11 protein-coding genes are annotated in these 14,677 nt (G+C 61.0%); 4 read left to right on the top strand and 7 right to left on the bottom strand.

The genetic code is table 11. From position 1 onward, the window contains the following. Positions 1-3: 3 nt before the first annotated feature. The 5 genes from LQ956_RS04520 to LQ956_RS04500 form a co-directional block, all read right to left on the bottom strand. Complete coding sequence (locus tag LQ956_RS04520; RefSeq protein WP_238623322.1) at positions 4-564, bottom strand: SiaB family protein kinase; 561 nt, start codon at positions 562-564, stop codon at positions 4-6. 11 nt (positions 565-575) lie between these two features. Then, a complete protein-coding gene (locus LQ956_RS04515; protein WP_238623321.1) occupies positions 576-1,853 on the bottom strand; it encodes a SpoIIE family protein phosphatase in 1,278 nt (425 codons plus the stop codon). Further along, entirely contained in the window at positions 1,850-3,646 is a 1,797-nt protein-coding gene (locus LQ956_RS15040) for a bifunctional diguanylate cyclase/phosphodiesterase (protein ID WP_238629624.1), read from the bottom strand. Before LQ956_RS15040 ends, LQ956_RS04515 begins: the two co-directional genes overlap by 4 nt. A gap of 97 nt (positions 3,647-3,743) precedes the next feature. Then, positions 3,744-5,921: a putative bifunctional diguanylate cyclase/phosphodiesterase gene (locus LQ956_RS04505; protein WP_238623362.1), complete on the bottom strand. Its 2,178-nt coding sequence runs from the start codon at positions 5,919-5,921 to the stop codon at positions 3,744-3,746. Between the two features lie 32 nt (positions 5,922-5,953). Continuing rightward, a complete protein-coding gene (locus LQ956_RS04500; protein WP_238629625.1) occupies positions 5,954-8,005 on the bottom strand; it encodes an HDOD domain-containing protein in 2,052 nt (683 codons plus the stop codon). A 272-nt stretch (positions 8,006-8,277) separates the two neighbouring features. Here LQ956_RS04500 and LQ956_RS04495 point away from each other — a divergent pair, with 272 nt between their 5' ends. Both LQ956_RS04495 and LQ956_RS04490 read left to right on the top strand, forming a co-directional pair. Continuing rightward, positions 8,278-9,420, top strand: coding sequence for a MinD/ParA family protein (locus LQ956_RS04495; protein WP_238623360.1), 1,143 nt, complete (start codon positions 8,278-8,280; stop codon positions 9,418-9,420). A 141-nt stretch (positions 9,421-9,561) separates the two neighbouring features. Continuing rightward, positions 9,562-10,884, top strand: a complete 1,323-nt coding sequence (locus tag LQ956_RS04490; protein ID WP_238623359.1) for a citrate synthase — start codon at positions 9,562-9,564, stop codon at positions 10,882-10,884. Between the two features lie 14 nt (positions 10,885-10,898). Here LQ956_RS04490 and LQ956_RS04485 read toward each other — a convergent pair whose 3' ends face one another. Next, a complete protein-coding gene (locus LQ956_RS04485) occupies positions 10,899-11,438 on the bottom strand; it encodes a DUF2939 domain-containing protein (protein WP_238623358.1) in 540 nt (179 codons plus the stop codon). A 705-nt stretch (positions 11,439-12,143) separates the two neighbouring features. Between LQ956_RS04485 and LQ956_RS04480 the strand changes: the two genes are divergently transcribed. Both LQ956_RS04480 and LQ956_RS04475 read left to right on the top strand, forming a co-directional pair. Then, positions 12,144-12,287 (top strand): type II toxin-antitoxin system RelE/ParE family toxin, encoded by a 144-nt coding sequence (locus tag LQ956_RS04480; protein WP_238629626.1) that lies wholly within the window; start codon positions 12,144-12,146, stop codon positions 12,285-12,287. A 43-nt stretch (positions 12,288-12,330) separates the two neighbouring features. Then, positions 12,331-13,407: a GGDEF domain-containing protein gene (locus LQ956_RS04475; RefSeq protein WP_238629627.1), complete on the top strand. Its 1,077-nt coding sequence runs from the start codon at positions 12,331-12,333 to the stop codon at positions 13,405-13,407. A gap of 432 nt (positions 13,408-13,839) precedes the next feature. Here the strand turns inward: LQ956_RS04475 and LQ956_RS04470 are convergent, their stop codons facing one another. After that, positions 13,840-14,580 carry a tellurite resistance TerB family protein gene (locus LQ956_RS04470; RefSeq protein WP_238629628.1) on the bottom strand — a complete coding sequence of 247 codons (741 nt, stop codon included), beginning with the start codon at positions 14,578-14,580 and terminating at the stop codon, positions 13,840-13,842. Positions 14,581-14,677 lie beyond the last annotated feature (97 nt).

Here is a 14,677-nt window from a genome sequence, read left to right as displayed (position 1 = left end):
GCCCTAGAGGGTGGCCTTGAGGGTAAACATCACGTCTCCGGCGGAGTCGGGCTCCAACGCGAATTCGATGGGGCCGCTACTATCCCGGGCGATGGTGAGAAGACCCAGTCCCGCTCCCTTGCTGTGCTCCGGGGCGGCCTTGCGCAACTGCTCCCGATAAGACTGCCTGATCTGATCCATGGACATGACACGCAAGGCCTCCAGGTCCTGTCTCAGTTGCTGCGCCCACTCGGGAGTCACCGGATTCTTGCAAATGATCATGAAGCGCCCTTCCTCCTGGGTGATGCACACCGAACCGGCTCGCATCACATGGTCCTCATCGGCCCCTCGGGTGAGCTGATCGCTGGAGTAATGAACGATGTTCTGAGCCATTTCGATAAAGATGGAAAAGATCTTGCGACGCAGACTGCCCGGTGTCTCGGAACATTCCAGTCTCAAGCGCACCGCGTCTCCGATGGCATTGATGATATTCTGGGAAAAATAGCCCACGTAGTAAAACACCAGCCCTTGGTTGCGGATGATGCACTCATCATGATCATGACAGGGTGAGAGATACTGATTCATGGGCGTCTCCGTCACTCATCAGGCCACTGCAGAGCCAGCAGGGTGAGATCATCCCGCGGTGCCTGGCGGCCACGATAGTCAATGAAACATTGCATGAAAGCATTCTTCTGACCGGCCATGTCCAGCGTGCGGGTGTCCAGCAGGCACTGAAGGAGCCGCTTCTTGCCAAAGGCGATCCGACGGGGGCCGCCGATCTGGTCGATCACTCCGTCGCTCGCCAGATAGAGTCGCTGCCCGGCAGCCATCTCCAGTCGCTGATTCCGCCACACCTGCCCCGACGGCGTCGCCATGTAACCCACACCACAACGCTCCGAACGGATGATCTCAGCCTGCCCCTCCCCTTCCGTTCGGACATGGATCAGAGGCATCCGGGCGCCCGTATGCAAGACATATCCGGCGCTGGGATAGCCCCGCAGGATGACGCCCTCCAGGCCGTCATCGGAATTATCGGGCAACGCCTGGCTCCGCTGGGCAATGTCGTGCTGGCTAAGGGTCTGCTTGATGTACCGGTTCATGGAGGCCAGCAGCAGCGCCGGATCATCATGGCCATGGCGGGCGATGGCCCGTTCCAGGGCGGCACCGGCGATCAGCGTCATAAAGGCGCCGGGGACCCCGTGACCGGTGCAGTCGAACACGGACACCAGGAAACCATCCTCCAGGGTGAGGCAATGGAAGATGTCCCCACCCACCGTATCTCTGGGCTGCCATAACACCCAGTGTCGATCCGGCAAGCTCCGGTTCAGGGCCTGACGGGAAGACTTGAGCAGGGAGGACTGGATCGTGCTGGCATAGTCGATACTGTCAACGAGCTGGCGGTGCTGGCGGGCCTGGAGTTCGTTCATCGCACGCATGAGGTCCAAGACCTGCCCCACCCCGCGGTAACAACCGCCATCCACGACGATGAAGCCGTCCGCAAACACCTTCTCTCCGGTCTGCACCGCCAACGCCATGAGGGTGTCGATACGTGTATCCGTTTCCACTACCAGAGGATTCTTGTCCATGAAGGCGATGCAACTCTGGCGGCTGTAGAGTTCCGGGTAATAAGGCTTGGCCATCATGTTATGGAACAGGCTGCGGTTGATCAGCCCCATGGGGCGCTCGCCATGCACCACCGGCAGGTTCTGCACCTGTCGCTTGAGGCTGAATAATTCGGCCACCTGCTCGTTGGTATGGCCGGGAGTCACGGGGTCCACGTGAATCAGCAGATCCTGGGCAGACCCGACGGGGTGACTGGAGAGGGTCAGGGGAAGATAACCCCGATCCCGAACCTGAGCGGATAACGATGTCATGGCTGCAGCAACGGCCTTGGCAGGCAGGTGGGCTCAGAGGAGATTCCAGTCAAGGTGCCGTCCCTTGCGGTCCGTCTGTCCAGGAACAGGGCATTGCCTGCCTCCGCCTTGGCGCGGCATTTGACTTCGGAAGCCCGCTGGGAGATCTCCAGATGAGAACGGAAACTGCCGGATTGCACCTGCACGGCTCCGATGGACAGGCTCAGCAAGGGGAAAAAGCATTCCTCCCCCCGCCGGTCCAGGGTGTGGATTCCCCCCATGCGCCGCTCCGGTTCATCGTAGAAACCACTGACGGAAACCGCAAAGCGATCCAGCACCGTCCTGCACTGACGGCGCCACTCGGTCCCGGTAAGCACCAGGATGAAATCATCCCCCCCCACATGCCCCAGGAAATCCTCGGTCTCCTCCTGTGCCTCCCGCAATATTTCTCCCAGTGCACAGATGACCTGATCCCCCCGGGCGTAACCGTAGTAGTCGTTGAAGGGCTTGAAGTTATCCAGATCACAATAGGCCACCACGAAGGGCGCCCCCAACTCGATCAGACGATCCACGTGCTCATTGACGGGGACACTGCCGGGAAGCTGAGTCAGGGGGTTGGCATAGCGTGCGTAACGCACCTGCAGGGCGGTGATCCGGCGCAGCAACTCCAGCAGTCGACCGACACCCACATAATGGCCATCCCCATCGATGATGATGAACTCATCATCGATGGTGTCCCGAGCCGTAAGGGTTTCACTCAAGTGCTCCAGGGGCTGGTCCTGATAAACCAGCAGCGGGTCCCGTTTCATGAAGAAACGGATGGGACTACGGTCGTGCAGTTCACGACTGAACCGTTGTGAATAAAGCGCGAGGATGTCATGGCGACGGATGATGCCCACGGGACAGCCGTCGTGAATGACCGGGAGACAATGCAGGCCGGGCTCCGCCTGGAAGCGGCTGACCGTGGTACCCAGGGGCTGTTCGGGGGAAGTGGTCGGATTGGTCTGGGCCAGCACAGCCACCGTCTCTCCCCGGTGACGCAAGCGGGACATCTCACCGCCCCGATGCCGAACAAGACAACGCAGCTCCCGCGGCGGGTTCGCGGCCGGTCTGGCAAAGTGATAACCCTGCCCATAGGGAATCTCCAGGCTGCGCACCACCTCGTACTCGGCTTCGGTCTCAATGCCTTCGGCAATCAGACGGGTACCCAGACTGTGGGCAATCTCCCGGATGGAATGCAGGAAATGGCGCTTGACCGGATCATTGTGCACATTCTGTACAAAGTGCATGTCGATCTTCACATAATCCGGCCGCAGCTCCGACCAGTGGCGCAGACAGCTGTAACCCGCCCCCAAGTCATCCAGCGCAATGGCGAAACCCATTTCCCGGTAATGTCGTACCGCCTCGCGCATGATGTCGTACTCATGGATGGGCTGCTGCTCGGTGAGCTCGATCACCACCTGCTCAGCGGCGATGCCGTTCTCCTGCAAGAGCTGCAGCGTCATGCCATGAACCGCATTGCGATCCGCCAGCACATCCGGATTGACGTTCAGGAAAAGGCGGCCCTGGAGCCCCAGCTCGGCAAAGCGCGCCAAAATCACTCGACGACAGAGCAGATCCAGTTCAAACAGACACCCCGCGCGGGCTGCTTCGGCCAGTAATTTCTGCGGGGCATGCAGGGGGCTGTCGGAGGGACCGCGGATCAGGCCTTCGTAACCCATGATCCCGCCTTGCTGCAAGGCTACGACCGGCTGGAACAGGGCATGCAGTTCACCGCGGGCAAGGATGCATTCTATGGTCTGGCAGGTAGTCACGGTACAGGTCCGGAACGGAGGGAATTCGCCCGATCCCGGGGCGCGATAGGTGCGTCACTTTAACCGGACACTGTGACACGCCGTTGACAGACCGCCCCTAGGCTTGTCGCGGAGCTTCATCAAGGTGACCATTTACCCGATTACCCAACGGCAACGGTCGTTCGAGAATGTCCGACAACGGCGCCGGCCGCCCGAACAGATACCCCTGCATCATCGGACAACCCAGGCTGCGTAAATAATCCATCTGCACCTCGGTCTCCACCCCTTCTGTAACCACCCCCATCTGCAGCCCCTTGGCCATGGACACGATGGCATTCACCAGGCAGGACTGATCTTCGCGGGCGTTGATCCCCTGAGTGAAACTGCGATCGATCTTCAGGGTATGCACCGGCAGTTTCTGCAGATAGCTCAGGGACGAATAGCCCGTCCCAAAATCGTCAATGGCAATGCGTATCCCCCGCCGACTCAGGGCAGCGAGCTTCTCCACCGTGGCATGGGCATCGCTCATCAGCAGGCTTTCGGTGATTTCCAGCTCCAGCAGATGGGGCGGGAAACGGGTCTCCGACAACGTCTCGCTGATCCGCGCAACGAAATCGTCATGCTCGACCACGATGGCCGAGAGATTCACGGCCAGTCTCATGTCGGCGCAGCCCCCGAGATGACGCCGCCCCACCTCTTCCAGAGCCGAACGCAGCGTCAGATGATCCAGGTCGATGATCAGACGGGTTTCTTCCGCCAAGGGAATGAAATCCGCAGGACTGAGCACACCATGGACAGGGTGAGGCCAACGGACCAGCGCCTCCACGCCGGCCAAGCGGCCTCGGTCCGCATCCACCTGGGGCTGATAGAGGATCTGAAACTCCCGCCGCTCCAGCGCCCGCCGAAAATCCTGTTCCAGCTGCAGAGGCTGGGCATCGCTGCCCATCTCGGGGTCGAAGACACGGAACCCGTTCCTGCGGGAACGCTTTTCCCGGTACATGGCGATGTCGGCGTGCTTGATCAGCTCATCCAGCCCCTGCCCCTGCTCCGGATACAGGGCGATACCGATACTGGCTCCCACATAGAGCTCGTGACCACCGATCTGGAAGGGACGGCTCAGACAGTCGATGATCTTCTGCGCCACCTGTCCGGCGGCGTGGGCATCCTGGACCTCCGGCAGCAACAGAGTGAATTCATCACCGCCGAAACGGGACAGGGTGTCACCCTGTCGGATGGAAGCCAGTAGCCGCTGACTCACTGCCTGCAGCAGCCGGTCCCCCAGAGTATGTCCCAGGGAATCATTGATGACCTTGAAACGGTTGAGGTCGATGAACATGACGGCCAGCCGCACCCCTTTGCGCCGGGCCTGGGCAATGGCAAGGCTGACCCGGTCCTTGAACAGGGCCCGATTAGGCAGGCGAGTCAGCAGGTCGTGATAGGCCTGAAAAGTGATGAAGGCCTCGGATTCCTTGCGCTCGGTGATGTCCCGGGCGGTCCCGTAGATGGAATGGGCCATATCACCGAAGGGACCATGCTCCAGCTCTTCCTGCTGGGGCCAGACCGCCACCTCGAAGTGTCTTCGGCTATGTATCTGCCCGGAAGGACGCAAAATCAACTCCACGGAACGGACATCCCGATGTCGGCGCATCACCTGACCCAGAAAATAATGTGCCTTTTCCTGGTCTTCCTCGTCCACCAACGACAATAACGGGCACCCCAGCAGGACTTCCCGTGCATAACCCAGCAGATCCGTCACCCGGGAGTTGATGAAACTGAAGTGTCCCGCCTCGTCCAGAATGAAGACGATATCGGGAGAATTGTTCACGATCAGTCGGTGCAGGCGTTCCGAGCGTTCCAGGCGCCCCCGCATGCAACGATTCATCTCCTCAAGATGCTTGCGACGCAGGGCATTGTTGACGGTGGCCAGCAGCTCTTCCGATACAAAGGGTTTTTTCAGGTAATCGTAGGCCCCATCCCGAAGGGCACCCGTCGTGTCCTGGATCGAACTATTGGCACTGACCACCACCGTGATGCAGGGCAGTTGTTCGGCGGCCATGAAGCGCAGCACCTCCCGCCCCCCCACCTCGGGCATGGCCAGATCCAGCAGCACCAGGTCGTAGCTGCGTTCCCGCAGCTTGTCCATGGCCTCACGCCCGCCTCCCGCCGTATCCGCCCGAAAACCATGCAACTCCAGCAGTGAACGCAGACTCGTCAACAGGCGAAGGTCATCATCCACCAGCAGAATGCGGGCGGAGGCGGGATCTTGCGGTTCGTGAAAAGGTGATGCTGAGTTCATCAGTCAGGGTCCGGGAAGTGTTCATGGTCGCATCATCCCTGACCATCGAGCGGAAACAGAATCTGGAAGCGGGTACCCTGTGCGCCACTGGCACAGACGATACTCCCGCCCATTTCGTCGATCAGGCGCCGGGTGATGCTCAGGCCCAGGCCGGAATGCCCTTCACCCTTGGTGGAGGTCACGGGAGAGAAAAGGTGCGACTGGATCGACTCCGGGATACCGGGGCCGTTATCCCGAACCGTCAACTCCACGTAGCGAGAGCCGTTGAGGTTCACCGGGGCGCTCGTGGCAACGTGAATTTCACCCCCCGTGTTCACTGCCTCAATGGCATTTTTCAGCAGATTGGTCAGGACCTGACGCAGGTGGTCGGCGTGACCGAAAGTGCCCGCCTCACCCGCCGCCAGACTCAGGGAAAGCCCGACATCACGAGTCCGGCACAGGGAACCCTTGAAGATTTCGGCCACCTGCCGAACCAGCTGATCCATGGGCACGTCATCCGCCTGCCCCAGGGCCGGCACGTCCTTCATCCGTAGCAGGATGCGCCCCACCCGATCAATCTCCTCACGGATCAGGTCCAGATCCTGCTGCACATCATAGGTCTCTCCCAGCTTGATACGCAGCATGGCCAGATAATTCTGGATGATGGTCAGGGGATTGCCCGCCTCATGGATGACTTCACTGATGCGCCGCTGCAAATCGGGGTCGCCACCCGCGGGAAGGGGGGGACCATTGCCCAACGCCCGGGCGATTTCTCCGGTCAGGGCCCGCACAAAACCACGACGTTCTTCCAGCTGGGCGGCCTGAGTATCGGAGACGACCCCCAGCACCAGCACCCCGACGACGGTACGGTCCGTCCCGACAAGAGGTAGAAGCCAGAGCCGCCGTGCATGGCAGACCCCAAAGAGCTGACGATCCACCACGGGAAGATCATCGCCCTTGGACCGGGACAGCACCTGTAGGCGGCCATCCAGGCAGGTGTCGGTGACGGCACTTCGGCCCCGCTCCAGGGGCAGCACAAAGGCGGGATCATCCGCCGGATCGGTCCAGGCACTCAAGAGCTCGCGGCGTGCATCGACCAGAAAAAGCAGGCTGTGTTCCACCCCCAGGGTCATGAACAGGACCTTGCGCACCGCCCGGCAACATTGTCTGAGCTCTCGAACCTGGCTGAGTTCTCCCTGGACCCTATCCAGCTGACCGAGATCACCCAGACACTGACCCAGCCGCTGCTCGGCGCGACGGTCGGAAGCCGTCCGGTCCCGATCATCAAGCTCAATCTCCAGTGCCGCCGCCAGACGTCGGGTATCTTCCTGTACGCTATCCCTCAATTCACTGCTCAAGCCTTCGTTGAGTCCGAACAGGAGGTCTGCGGCCTCCGCTGCGCCCTCAGTGATCGCCTCACCCGCACCCAGCGCATGTGCCAGATTCACCAGCTTCACCAGGTGATGGGCATCCCGCACCTGCCGCGCCGGTTCCAGATGATAGCGAACGGCGTCGCTCAGCAGGGGATTCAGCCCCCACTGCGCCATCAGGCCGGCCGCCTCTTCGCAATGACTGCTGCCGTAGGTGGCCTGTTCCCGGCGGATCAGATCCTGATCGTCCTCCGCCGTCTCCAGAAGTCCGGGATAACGGGACTCATCCAGGGTCAGCCGGGCCAGGCGTCCCAGGTTGACCAGTAAGCCGCACAGGTAAGCCTCTTCCGGACGAGGATAACGGGTCAGGGCGGCCAGGGCCTGGGCGAGGGTGGCGGTGACCAGCGTGCCGCGCCAGGATTCCTTGAGGAAGCGGCGATGACGGCGGCCAAGTTCGTCAAACATCTGCTTCATCGCCGCCGTCATGACCACGTTTTTCACCGTGCGCTGCCCCAGGACCATGATGGCGCGATCCAGAGAACGACAGCCTCCGGCCCTGGCGTAGTGAGCAGAGTTGGCAACCGCGATCAGGCGTGCGGTCATGGCCGGGTCCTGCAGGATGATCTCGCCCAGGCTGCGCAGATCGGCCTGCTCATCCTGAATCGCATCCAGGATATTCAACAGGACCTGCGGCAGGCTCGGCATCGTCTCCATCAGTGGATTTTCCTGAGCCATGACTACCCCACGGCCCGGCGGGTCGTTACATGCATACCGCTTGTCCCTCGCTCTGGTGGCAAACAGAAAAGCCCCGGTCAGCCGTGCCGGGTGTGAGAATTACAACACTAAACTGTTTAATCACAAATATTGTTTAGTCGCAATGATAGTGCGGATTTTGAGATAAAGTACGTCTCTCGACAAACTGCCGATCAGGGCTGTCACTCGACCCGCCCATGGATCACCCCATCGGCCTTCCTCTCCATGTCAGCGCCCACAGGCACAGCAGGACCATGCCCAGCACCGACAACCTTCAAACCGAGGCCCCGCGAGATCCGACGCGCCCACCCGGATCGGCAAACAGCGCAGAGGATCGGCGGCCCCAGGTCATTGCCATTACCAGCGGCAAGGGTGGCGTGGGCAAATCCAGTATTGCAATCAACCTGGGGCTGTGCCTCTCCATGCGTGGGCGCAAGGTCTGCATTCTGGACGCGGATACGGGGCTGGCCAATGCCGGCCTCCTGCTCGGGATGCGGCCTGAGTACAGTCTGGAACACGTACTCTCGGGCGAGCACTCCATCGAAGCGGTCATTCAGAAAGGCCCCCATGGTCTGAAACTGGTCCCGGGAGCCAACGGCATCGCCGAGTGCGTGGATCTGGACACACCCCAGCGCCGGCACCTGGCCAATGAACTGGCCCGCATTGAGGGGGAGTTCGACTATCTACTGCTGGATACTGCGGCGGGCATTTCCAATACTACTCTGGCATTCATCGGTGCCGCCCACCGCATGCTGCTGATACTGACCCCCGAGCCCACTTCCCTGACCGACGCTTATTCGTTGCTGCGGCTGGCCCTGCGGCGGGGGGACGTGAACTGTCAGGTCCTGGTCAACATGGTGGGCGATGTGCATGAGGCACGGGATGTCTTCCAGCGCTTCAGCGGCGCCGTTGAAAAATATCTCAAGGCCCGGGTCAATTTCCTGAGTTTCATCCAGCGGGATGAGAGCCTGCGAAACGCCGTACTGCTGCAGTACCCTGTGGCCTTGTTCCCCGAACACGACCCTTCCCACAGGACATTCCAGCGCATGGCGGATGCCCTGGAAAACGCCCCGCCCGTGACGGCGCCCGGGCGCCTGTTCAGTCAGTGCTGGCTCGATACCAAGGCACCTGACGATACCGGAGCGGCTCCGGAAGAACCCGATGAGGCGTCACCAGCCGAATCACCACCGCCACCCTCACCGCGCTCGGAGGCCCTGTTCAGCCGAGACAACACATTCACGGTCGGTGACCATGGCCTGGACTTGCCTGCCCGCCACCATGGCTATGATGAAGCCCGCTTCGGGCCGCAACAGCAATTGGCTGACCAACTCAGGCAACTGGGACACCAAGGCCTTAGCCTCATGGAACGGCTGAGACGCCTGCAGAAAACGCCTTAGGTGCCCGATCAGCGCTTCAAGCCATGCATCCGATCGGGGTGCACCTGCTTGCCCATTGCAGAGTGATGCCCGCATTGAATATCTTGAGTCTCTTACGGCCCAACCGTCACTTTGTCCCCCACCCGCCCTGGAGGTCCTTCCATGACCAATCCGAACCCATCCACGTCCCGAGGCAACGCCACCCTGACCCTGGACGGGCAGACCCTCAGCCTCCCTGTGGTGGAGGGCAGCGAGGGCGAGCGCGCCATTGATATCTCCAACCTGCGCAGCCAGACCAACCACATCACCCTGGACCCGGGCTACGGCAATACCGGCAGCTGCGAGAGCGGCATCACCTTCATCGACGGTGACCAGGGCATCCTGCGTTACCGGGGCATCCCCATCGAGGAGTTTGCAGACAGCCCCTCCTTCATCGAAGTGGCCATGTTGCTGATCAACGGCACCTTGCCCACGGCCGAGGAATACGCCTCCTTCTCGGCGGATCTGACCCGCTTCGCCAACATCGATGAAGGCATGAAATATCACTTCCAGGGTTTCCCCCGGGCCGCGCCGCCCATGGCCATCCTGTCCGCCATGATCAATGCCCTCTCCTGCTTCTATCCGGAACTGCACGAACTCGAAGACGAGCAGCAGTTCCGTCAGGCCTCGGCCCGCCTCATCAGCAAGGTACGCACCGTCGCGGCCTACGCCTACCGGCATTCCAAGGGCCTGCCTTACATGTACCCCCATCCGGCGATGCGGTACGTGCCCAACTTCCTGCACATGATGTTCTCCCAGCCCTACGAGCAGTACGTCTGTCCGGAGATCGTCAGCAAGGCCCTGAACCTGATCCTGATCCTGCACGCGGACCACGAACAGAACTGCTCTACCTCCACCGTGCGCATGGTGGGTTCCAGCGGCGCCAATCTGTTCGCCTCCTGTGCCGCCGGTGTCTGCGCCCTGTGGGGGCCGCTGCACGGCGGTGCCAACGTGGAAGTACTCAACATGCTGGATCAGATCCACCGGGGCAACATCACACCGGAGGAATACGTGAAGCTGGCCAAGGACAAGGACAGCAAGGTCCGCCTGATGGGCTTTGGTCACCGGGTCTACAAGAACTTCGATCCCCGCGCCCAGATGCTGCAGAAGATCGCCCAGGAACTGGTGCCGGTGCTCAACCGCAACGACCCCCTGCTGGACATCGCCCGCCGGCTGGAGGAGATCGCCCTGTCGGACCCCTACTTCGCGGATCGCAAGCTCTATCCCAACGTGGATTTCTACAGCGGCATCATCCTGCGGGCCATGGGCATTCCCACCAACATGTTCACGGTGATCTTCGCCATCGGCCGGTTGCCCGGCTGGATCGCCCACTGGTGGGAACAGCACCAGGCCCCGGTCAGCCGCATTGCACGGCCGCGGCAGATCTATACGGGGACCACCGACGCCCATTATCTGCCCATGGAGGAGCGCAACAGGGCGGAGTGAGGCCGGCCCGTCCCCTAGGGCCGGACCCCGGAAGCCCAGGGGAGGCCCAGGGAGGCCAGTTTCCACGAAAAATTCCCCTGTCGATGCAGGATCAGATCCACCTGCTGAACGGGGTCACGCTCACTTTCGATGGTGACCACGAAGCGGTCCAGACCCGCATACCCCATGCGGGTCCGGGTTTCTCCCTGGGCAGTAAAGCTCATGCCGCGGCCATCGGGCTCGGGGATATACCCCTCCATAATGGTGAATACCCCGGCGGGAGAAACCACGGCATCCACCAGCGGCTTGAGCAACGCCCCCGCCACGGCCACGCCGAGCCCCCCGAAGGGGTTATCCCGGCGAAAATCCGCCAGTTCCTGGGCCAGGACCTCATTGAGGCTCTGACGCACGTCTTCCCGCAGGGCCGGGAAATCCACGTGGCGGGCCAGCTTATCGGTATCCCGGGATTCCACTGCTGCCTGCATCTGGGACACGGTGTAGTAAGGCGCGTAGTAATACCAGCCACCAAGGGCAAGCAGGCCGACAATGACCAGGGGTTTGACAAGCATATTCATGATGTAAGGACGACCATATGAGCTGAACTGGAAGGCTGGGAACCCCCGGCCAAAGCCCGCCATCGACGGGCAGGAGCGGAGTTGTCACCGATATCCTAGCGGAATCGGCGGTTTCAGGCATGTGGCTGAACGGACTTAAACGACCTCTCGCACCCTCAGCACCAGAAAAAGCACCCACACCACTCACCTCGTCCAGCGGTAGAAACACACCGAGGAAGCTCTGAAAAATCCTCTTTCCGTCACTCCGCCCCGCTATCTTTCACTCCCGCCCTCCCTTTCCATCACTCCCTCCTTTCCATCACTCCCTCCTTTCCATCACTCCCTCCTTTCCATCACTCCCTCCTTTCCCTTCACTCCCGCCCTCCCTTTCCGTCACTCCCGCGAAAGCGGGAGTCCAGGGCTTTTCAGTCTGCACTGGATTCCCACTTGCGCGGGAATAACCTGTTCAGAACATCTCTGGCCCGTTGACTCACCAAGTGGTGCAACGGCCCGAAAACACCATGGTTGGGAAAAGCGCCGACGCATCCGCTACAACGGACGATCAAGGATTTGGAGGGGCCTACACCAACGTCTTCACCCAACGGCTGCGTTCGGGATCGCCGCCACTATCGGTACTTGCCCCATGCCGGCCCTATCCAAAACGAACCGCCTCGGAAAACCTTTGGGGGTCGCATCAACTCGCCGTGCTGAATCCGGCCGGCGGACATGAATCTACCGGGCTGGTCTCTGCACCTACTGAGGGGCAGCCCGTCGGAGCATTGGTCTGTTTCGGTCAATTGCAAGTGGCGGCTGACCTTCAAGTTCGATAACGGTGATACGATCCTGGTCGACTATCAGGACGACCACTGAGGATCCTCCTGCTCAGGCGACCGAATCGCGCGAGAATGACGCCGTGACCAAAGAAAATACCAAAGGGATCGGAACTGGTACCTCTCTCGGTGCATGTGCGCTCGAGCGACTGAAGTCCAACACCCACTTGCTGATTCTGAGCATATTCAGCATCGTTGCATCCCTGGCCTTAACACCGTTCGCCATCTACCGCCTGGTTCAGGGCGAAGTCATCGTGGGGTTGATTGATGGCCTGCTTGTCGCGGCGATGCTGGGGAACCTTGCCTATGCCTGGAAAACCGGGCGCACCGTGCTGGCAGGCAACCTGATTGCGATAGTGCTTGCGACCGGTGCGCTGTTCATGATCCTTGTCATGGGAATGTCCTACTTGTGGTCGTTCTCGCTGATGATCGGCATCTTCCTGATGGCCAGCAGGAGTATGAGCGTTGCGCTCTCATTGTTGGTTATCGGTGCCGTCGGCAGCACGCAGGAGGTGTTCGCCCACCGTGTTGAACAGTTCACGTACATCGCTGTCGCGGTGCAGGTCGCGGTGTTCTCCCTCGGTTTTGCCTGGCAAACCTCACGCCAGCATCGCCAACTCGACGTCATCGCCAACCATGATCCGCTGACCGGGGCCGGCAACCGCCGCGCCCTTCGCCGCGAGATCACCGCACGCGTAGAAGCCACCAGGATCAGCGGTGAGCCGTCGGCCCTGGCACTTATCGACCTGGATCACTTCAAGAAAGTGAACGACCGCCACGGCCACGATGCGGGCGACAAAGTGCTGGTTGACCTCGCGAGGATCGTAGTAGATACGGTGCGAGCCTGCGACAGCTTCTACCGGTATGGCGGTGAAGAATTCGTTCTGGTCATGCCAGGCACTCCACCAGAAGGGATTGCACCCGCCCTCGAGAAGTTGCAAGAAGCGATTCACGAACGGCTGCGCGGACCCGACGGGATGGTGACCGTGTCCATCGGCGCAGCCGGGCTCAACGCTGCCACCGATCCAGGCGAATGGTTGTCGCGCGCCGACCGCGCCCTGTACGCCGCGAAGTCTGCGGGCCGGGATCGCATCTGCATCGATGAAGAAACGGGGTCGAGCAAGCCGACGTCAGTGGTCGTATCGGCTAACTTCGTCTGATCTGCATTGAACCGGTTACCGACATCCACCACGACCCAACCTCGCGACAGCCGCCCTGATGTCAAAAAAAAACAAAAAAACCAAATGTTGCAAGAAATACAAAGAGCGCAAGCACTGCAAGGATTGCCCAAAGCGCAAAGACTGATCTGCCACTACCCGGAGGTTCCAGCTCGGCTGGAAGAAACAGGTTGCCGTCGGATATGCAGCCTGCCGTCGAAGCACCGGCCGGGCCTTCATGGTCTGGATACGGCGCGTACTCCTCCCCCACCGGGCACCCGACGTGGAGTTGCCCGAACTGAACGATTTACAGGAACCGCACGAGGCACACCATGTTGGCTGAGCGGATCAAGACGTGGCCCAAACACTGGCGACAGGAGGGCCTTGAACAAGGGCGCGAGGAAGGTACCCGCCGCATGCTCACCCGCCTGATCATCAGTAGGATGTCCCTGTGACTTGGTCGCGCCCGAGCCGCTCCAGCTCATCGGCAACATCCTTGGGCAATGCAAGAGCCTGAGCCAGTTGATCGAGCCAGGCCCGCTCCATCGGATTTTGCTCATCCACGATTGCCACGCTGACCAGATACATCTCGCGTGCCCCCTGGGGTGAATCAACCCGGGCCGCCAGCGCCCGGGCATCCAACGGCACTAAGAGCTGGCGCTCAACCCAGGCGTGAAGTTCCTGATCCGCCCCTAACGCATCGATCTGTTCGGTGATCAACGCACGTTCCTGATCATCGATATGGCCGTCGGCACGGGCCGCCATGATCATCGCCTGCAAGAGTTCAAGGCTTCGATGCTCGCGCGCCGGACCGGACAGGCGTTCCACAGGTTCTCCGCCTATGGGAGAGACCTGATTTGACCCTTGCGTGTTCTGCCACGCCTTCCAGGCCAATGCGCCCACACCGGCAAGCGCGCCGTACTTCAGCGCTTTGCCACCGAGCTTGCGGCCACGCTTGGAACCCAACAGCAGTCCCAGTGCACCACCGCCCAGCACGCTTTTCATATCCAGGCTCGGACCGCCGCCCTGCCGGGCAGATCCCCCTCCGCCGCCCAGCTGACGAGACAGGCCATCCAGCACACCCTTGAGATCCACGCCCCCCGCACCTTGCCGAGCGCCGCCTGACTGACCACCGGCCTGCCGAATCAACTGGTCCAATATCTTGCTGGCGTTCATGTCTTACCCTCGTTGAAGGACTGCGCGGCAGCGGGCCTTCAATCTGACACCAAATCGCGACTTCGGCAATTGTTGAAAACGGGTCAAGGGTATTGAT

The sequence above is a fragment of the Ectothiorhodospira lacustris genome (assembly GCF_022227845.1).
In the GTDB taxonomy this organism is placed as follows: Bacteria; Pseudomonadota; Gammaproteobacteria; order Ectothiorhodospirales; family Ectothiorhodospiraceae; genus Ectothiorhodospira; species Ectothiorhodospira lacustris.
This window is presented reverse-complemented; position numbering and strand designations above follow the sequence as displayed.

Bases quoted from the DNA above. Each gene is read 5' to 3' on its own strand.
- LQ956_RS04520 (WP_238623322.1), bottom strand. From the start codon at position 564: ATGAATCAGTATCTCTCACCCTGTCATGATCATGATGAGTGCATCATC.
- LQ956_RS04515 (WP_238623321.1), bottom strand. From the start codon at position 1,853: ATGACATCGTTATCCGCTCAGGTTCGGGATCGGGGTTATCTTCCCCTG.
- LQ956_RS04505 (WP_238623362.1), bottom strand. From the start codon at position 5,921: ATGAACTCAGCATCACCTTTTCACGAACCGCAAGATCCCGCCTCCGCC.
- LQ956_RS04500 (WP_238629625.1), bottom strand. From the start codon at position 8,005: ATGGCTCAGGAAAATCCACTGATGGAGACGATGCCGAGCCTGCCGCAG.
- LQ956_RS04495 (WP_238623360.1), top strand. From the start codon at position 8,278: ATGCCCAGCACCGACAACCTTCAAACCGAGGCCCCGCGAGATCCGACG.
- LQ956_RS04490 (WP_238623359.1), top strand. From the start codon at position 9,562: ATGACCAATCCGAACCCATCCACGTCCCGAGGCAACGCCACCCTGACC.
- LQ956_RS04485 (WP_238623358.1), bottom strand. From the start codon at position 11,438: ATGAATATGCTTGTCAAACCCCTGGTCATTGTCGGCCTGCTTGCCCTT.
- LQ956_RS04480 (WP_238629626.1), top strand. From the start codon at position 12,144: ATGAATCTACCGGGCTGGTCTCTGCACCTACTGAGGGGCAGCCCGTCG.
- LQ956_RS04470 (WP_238629628.1), bottom strand. From the start codon at position 14,580: ATGAACGCCAGCAAGATATTGGACCAGTTGATTCGGCAGGCCGGTGGT.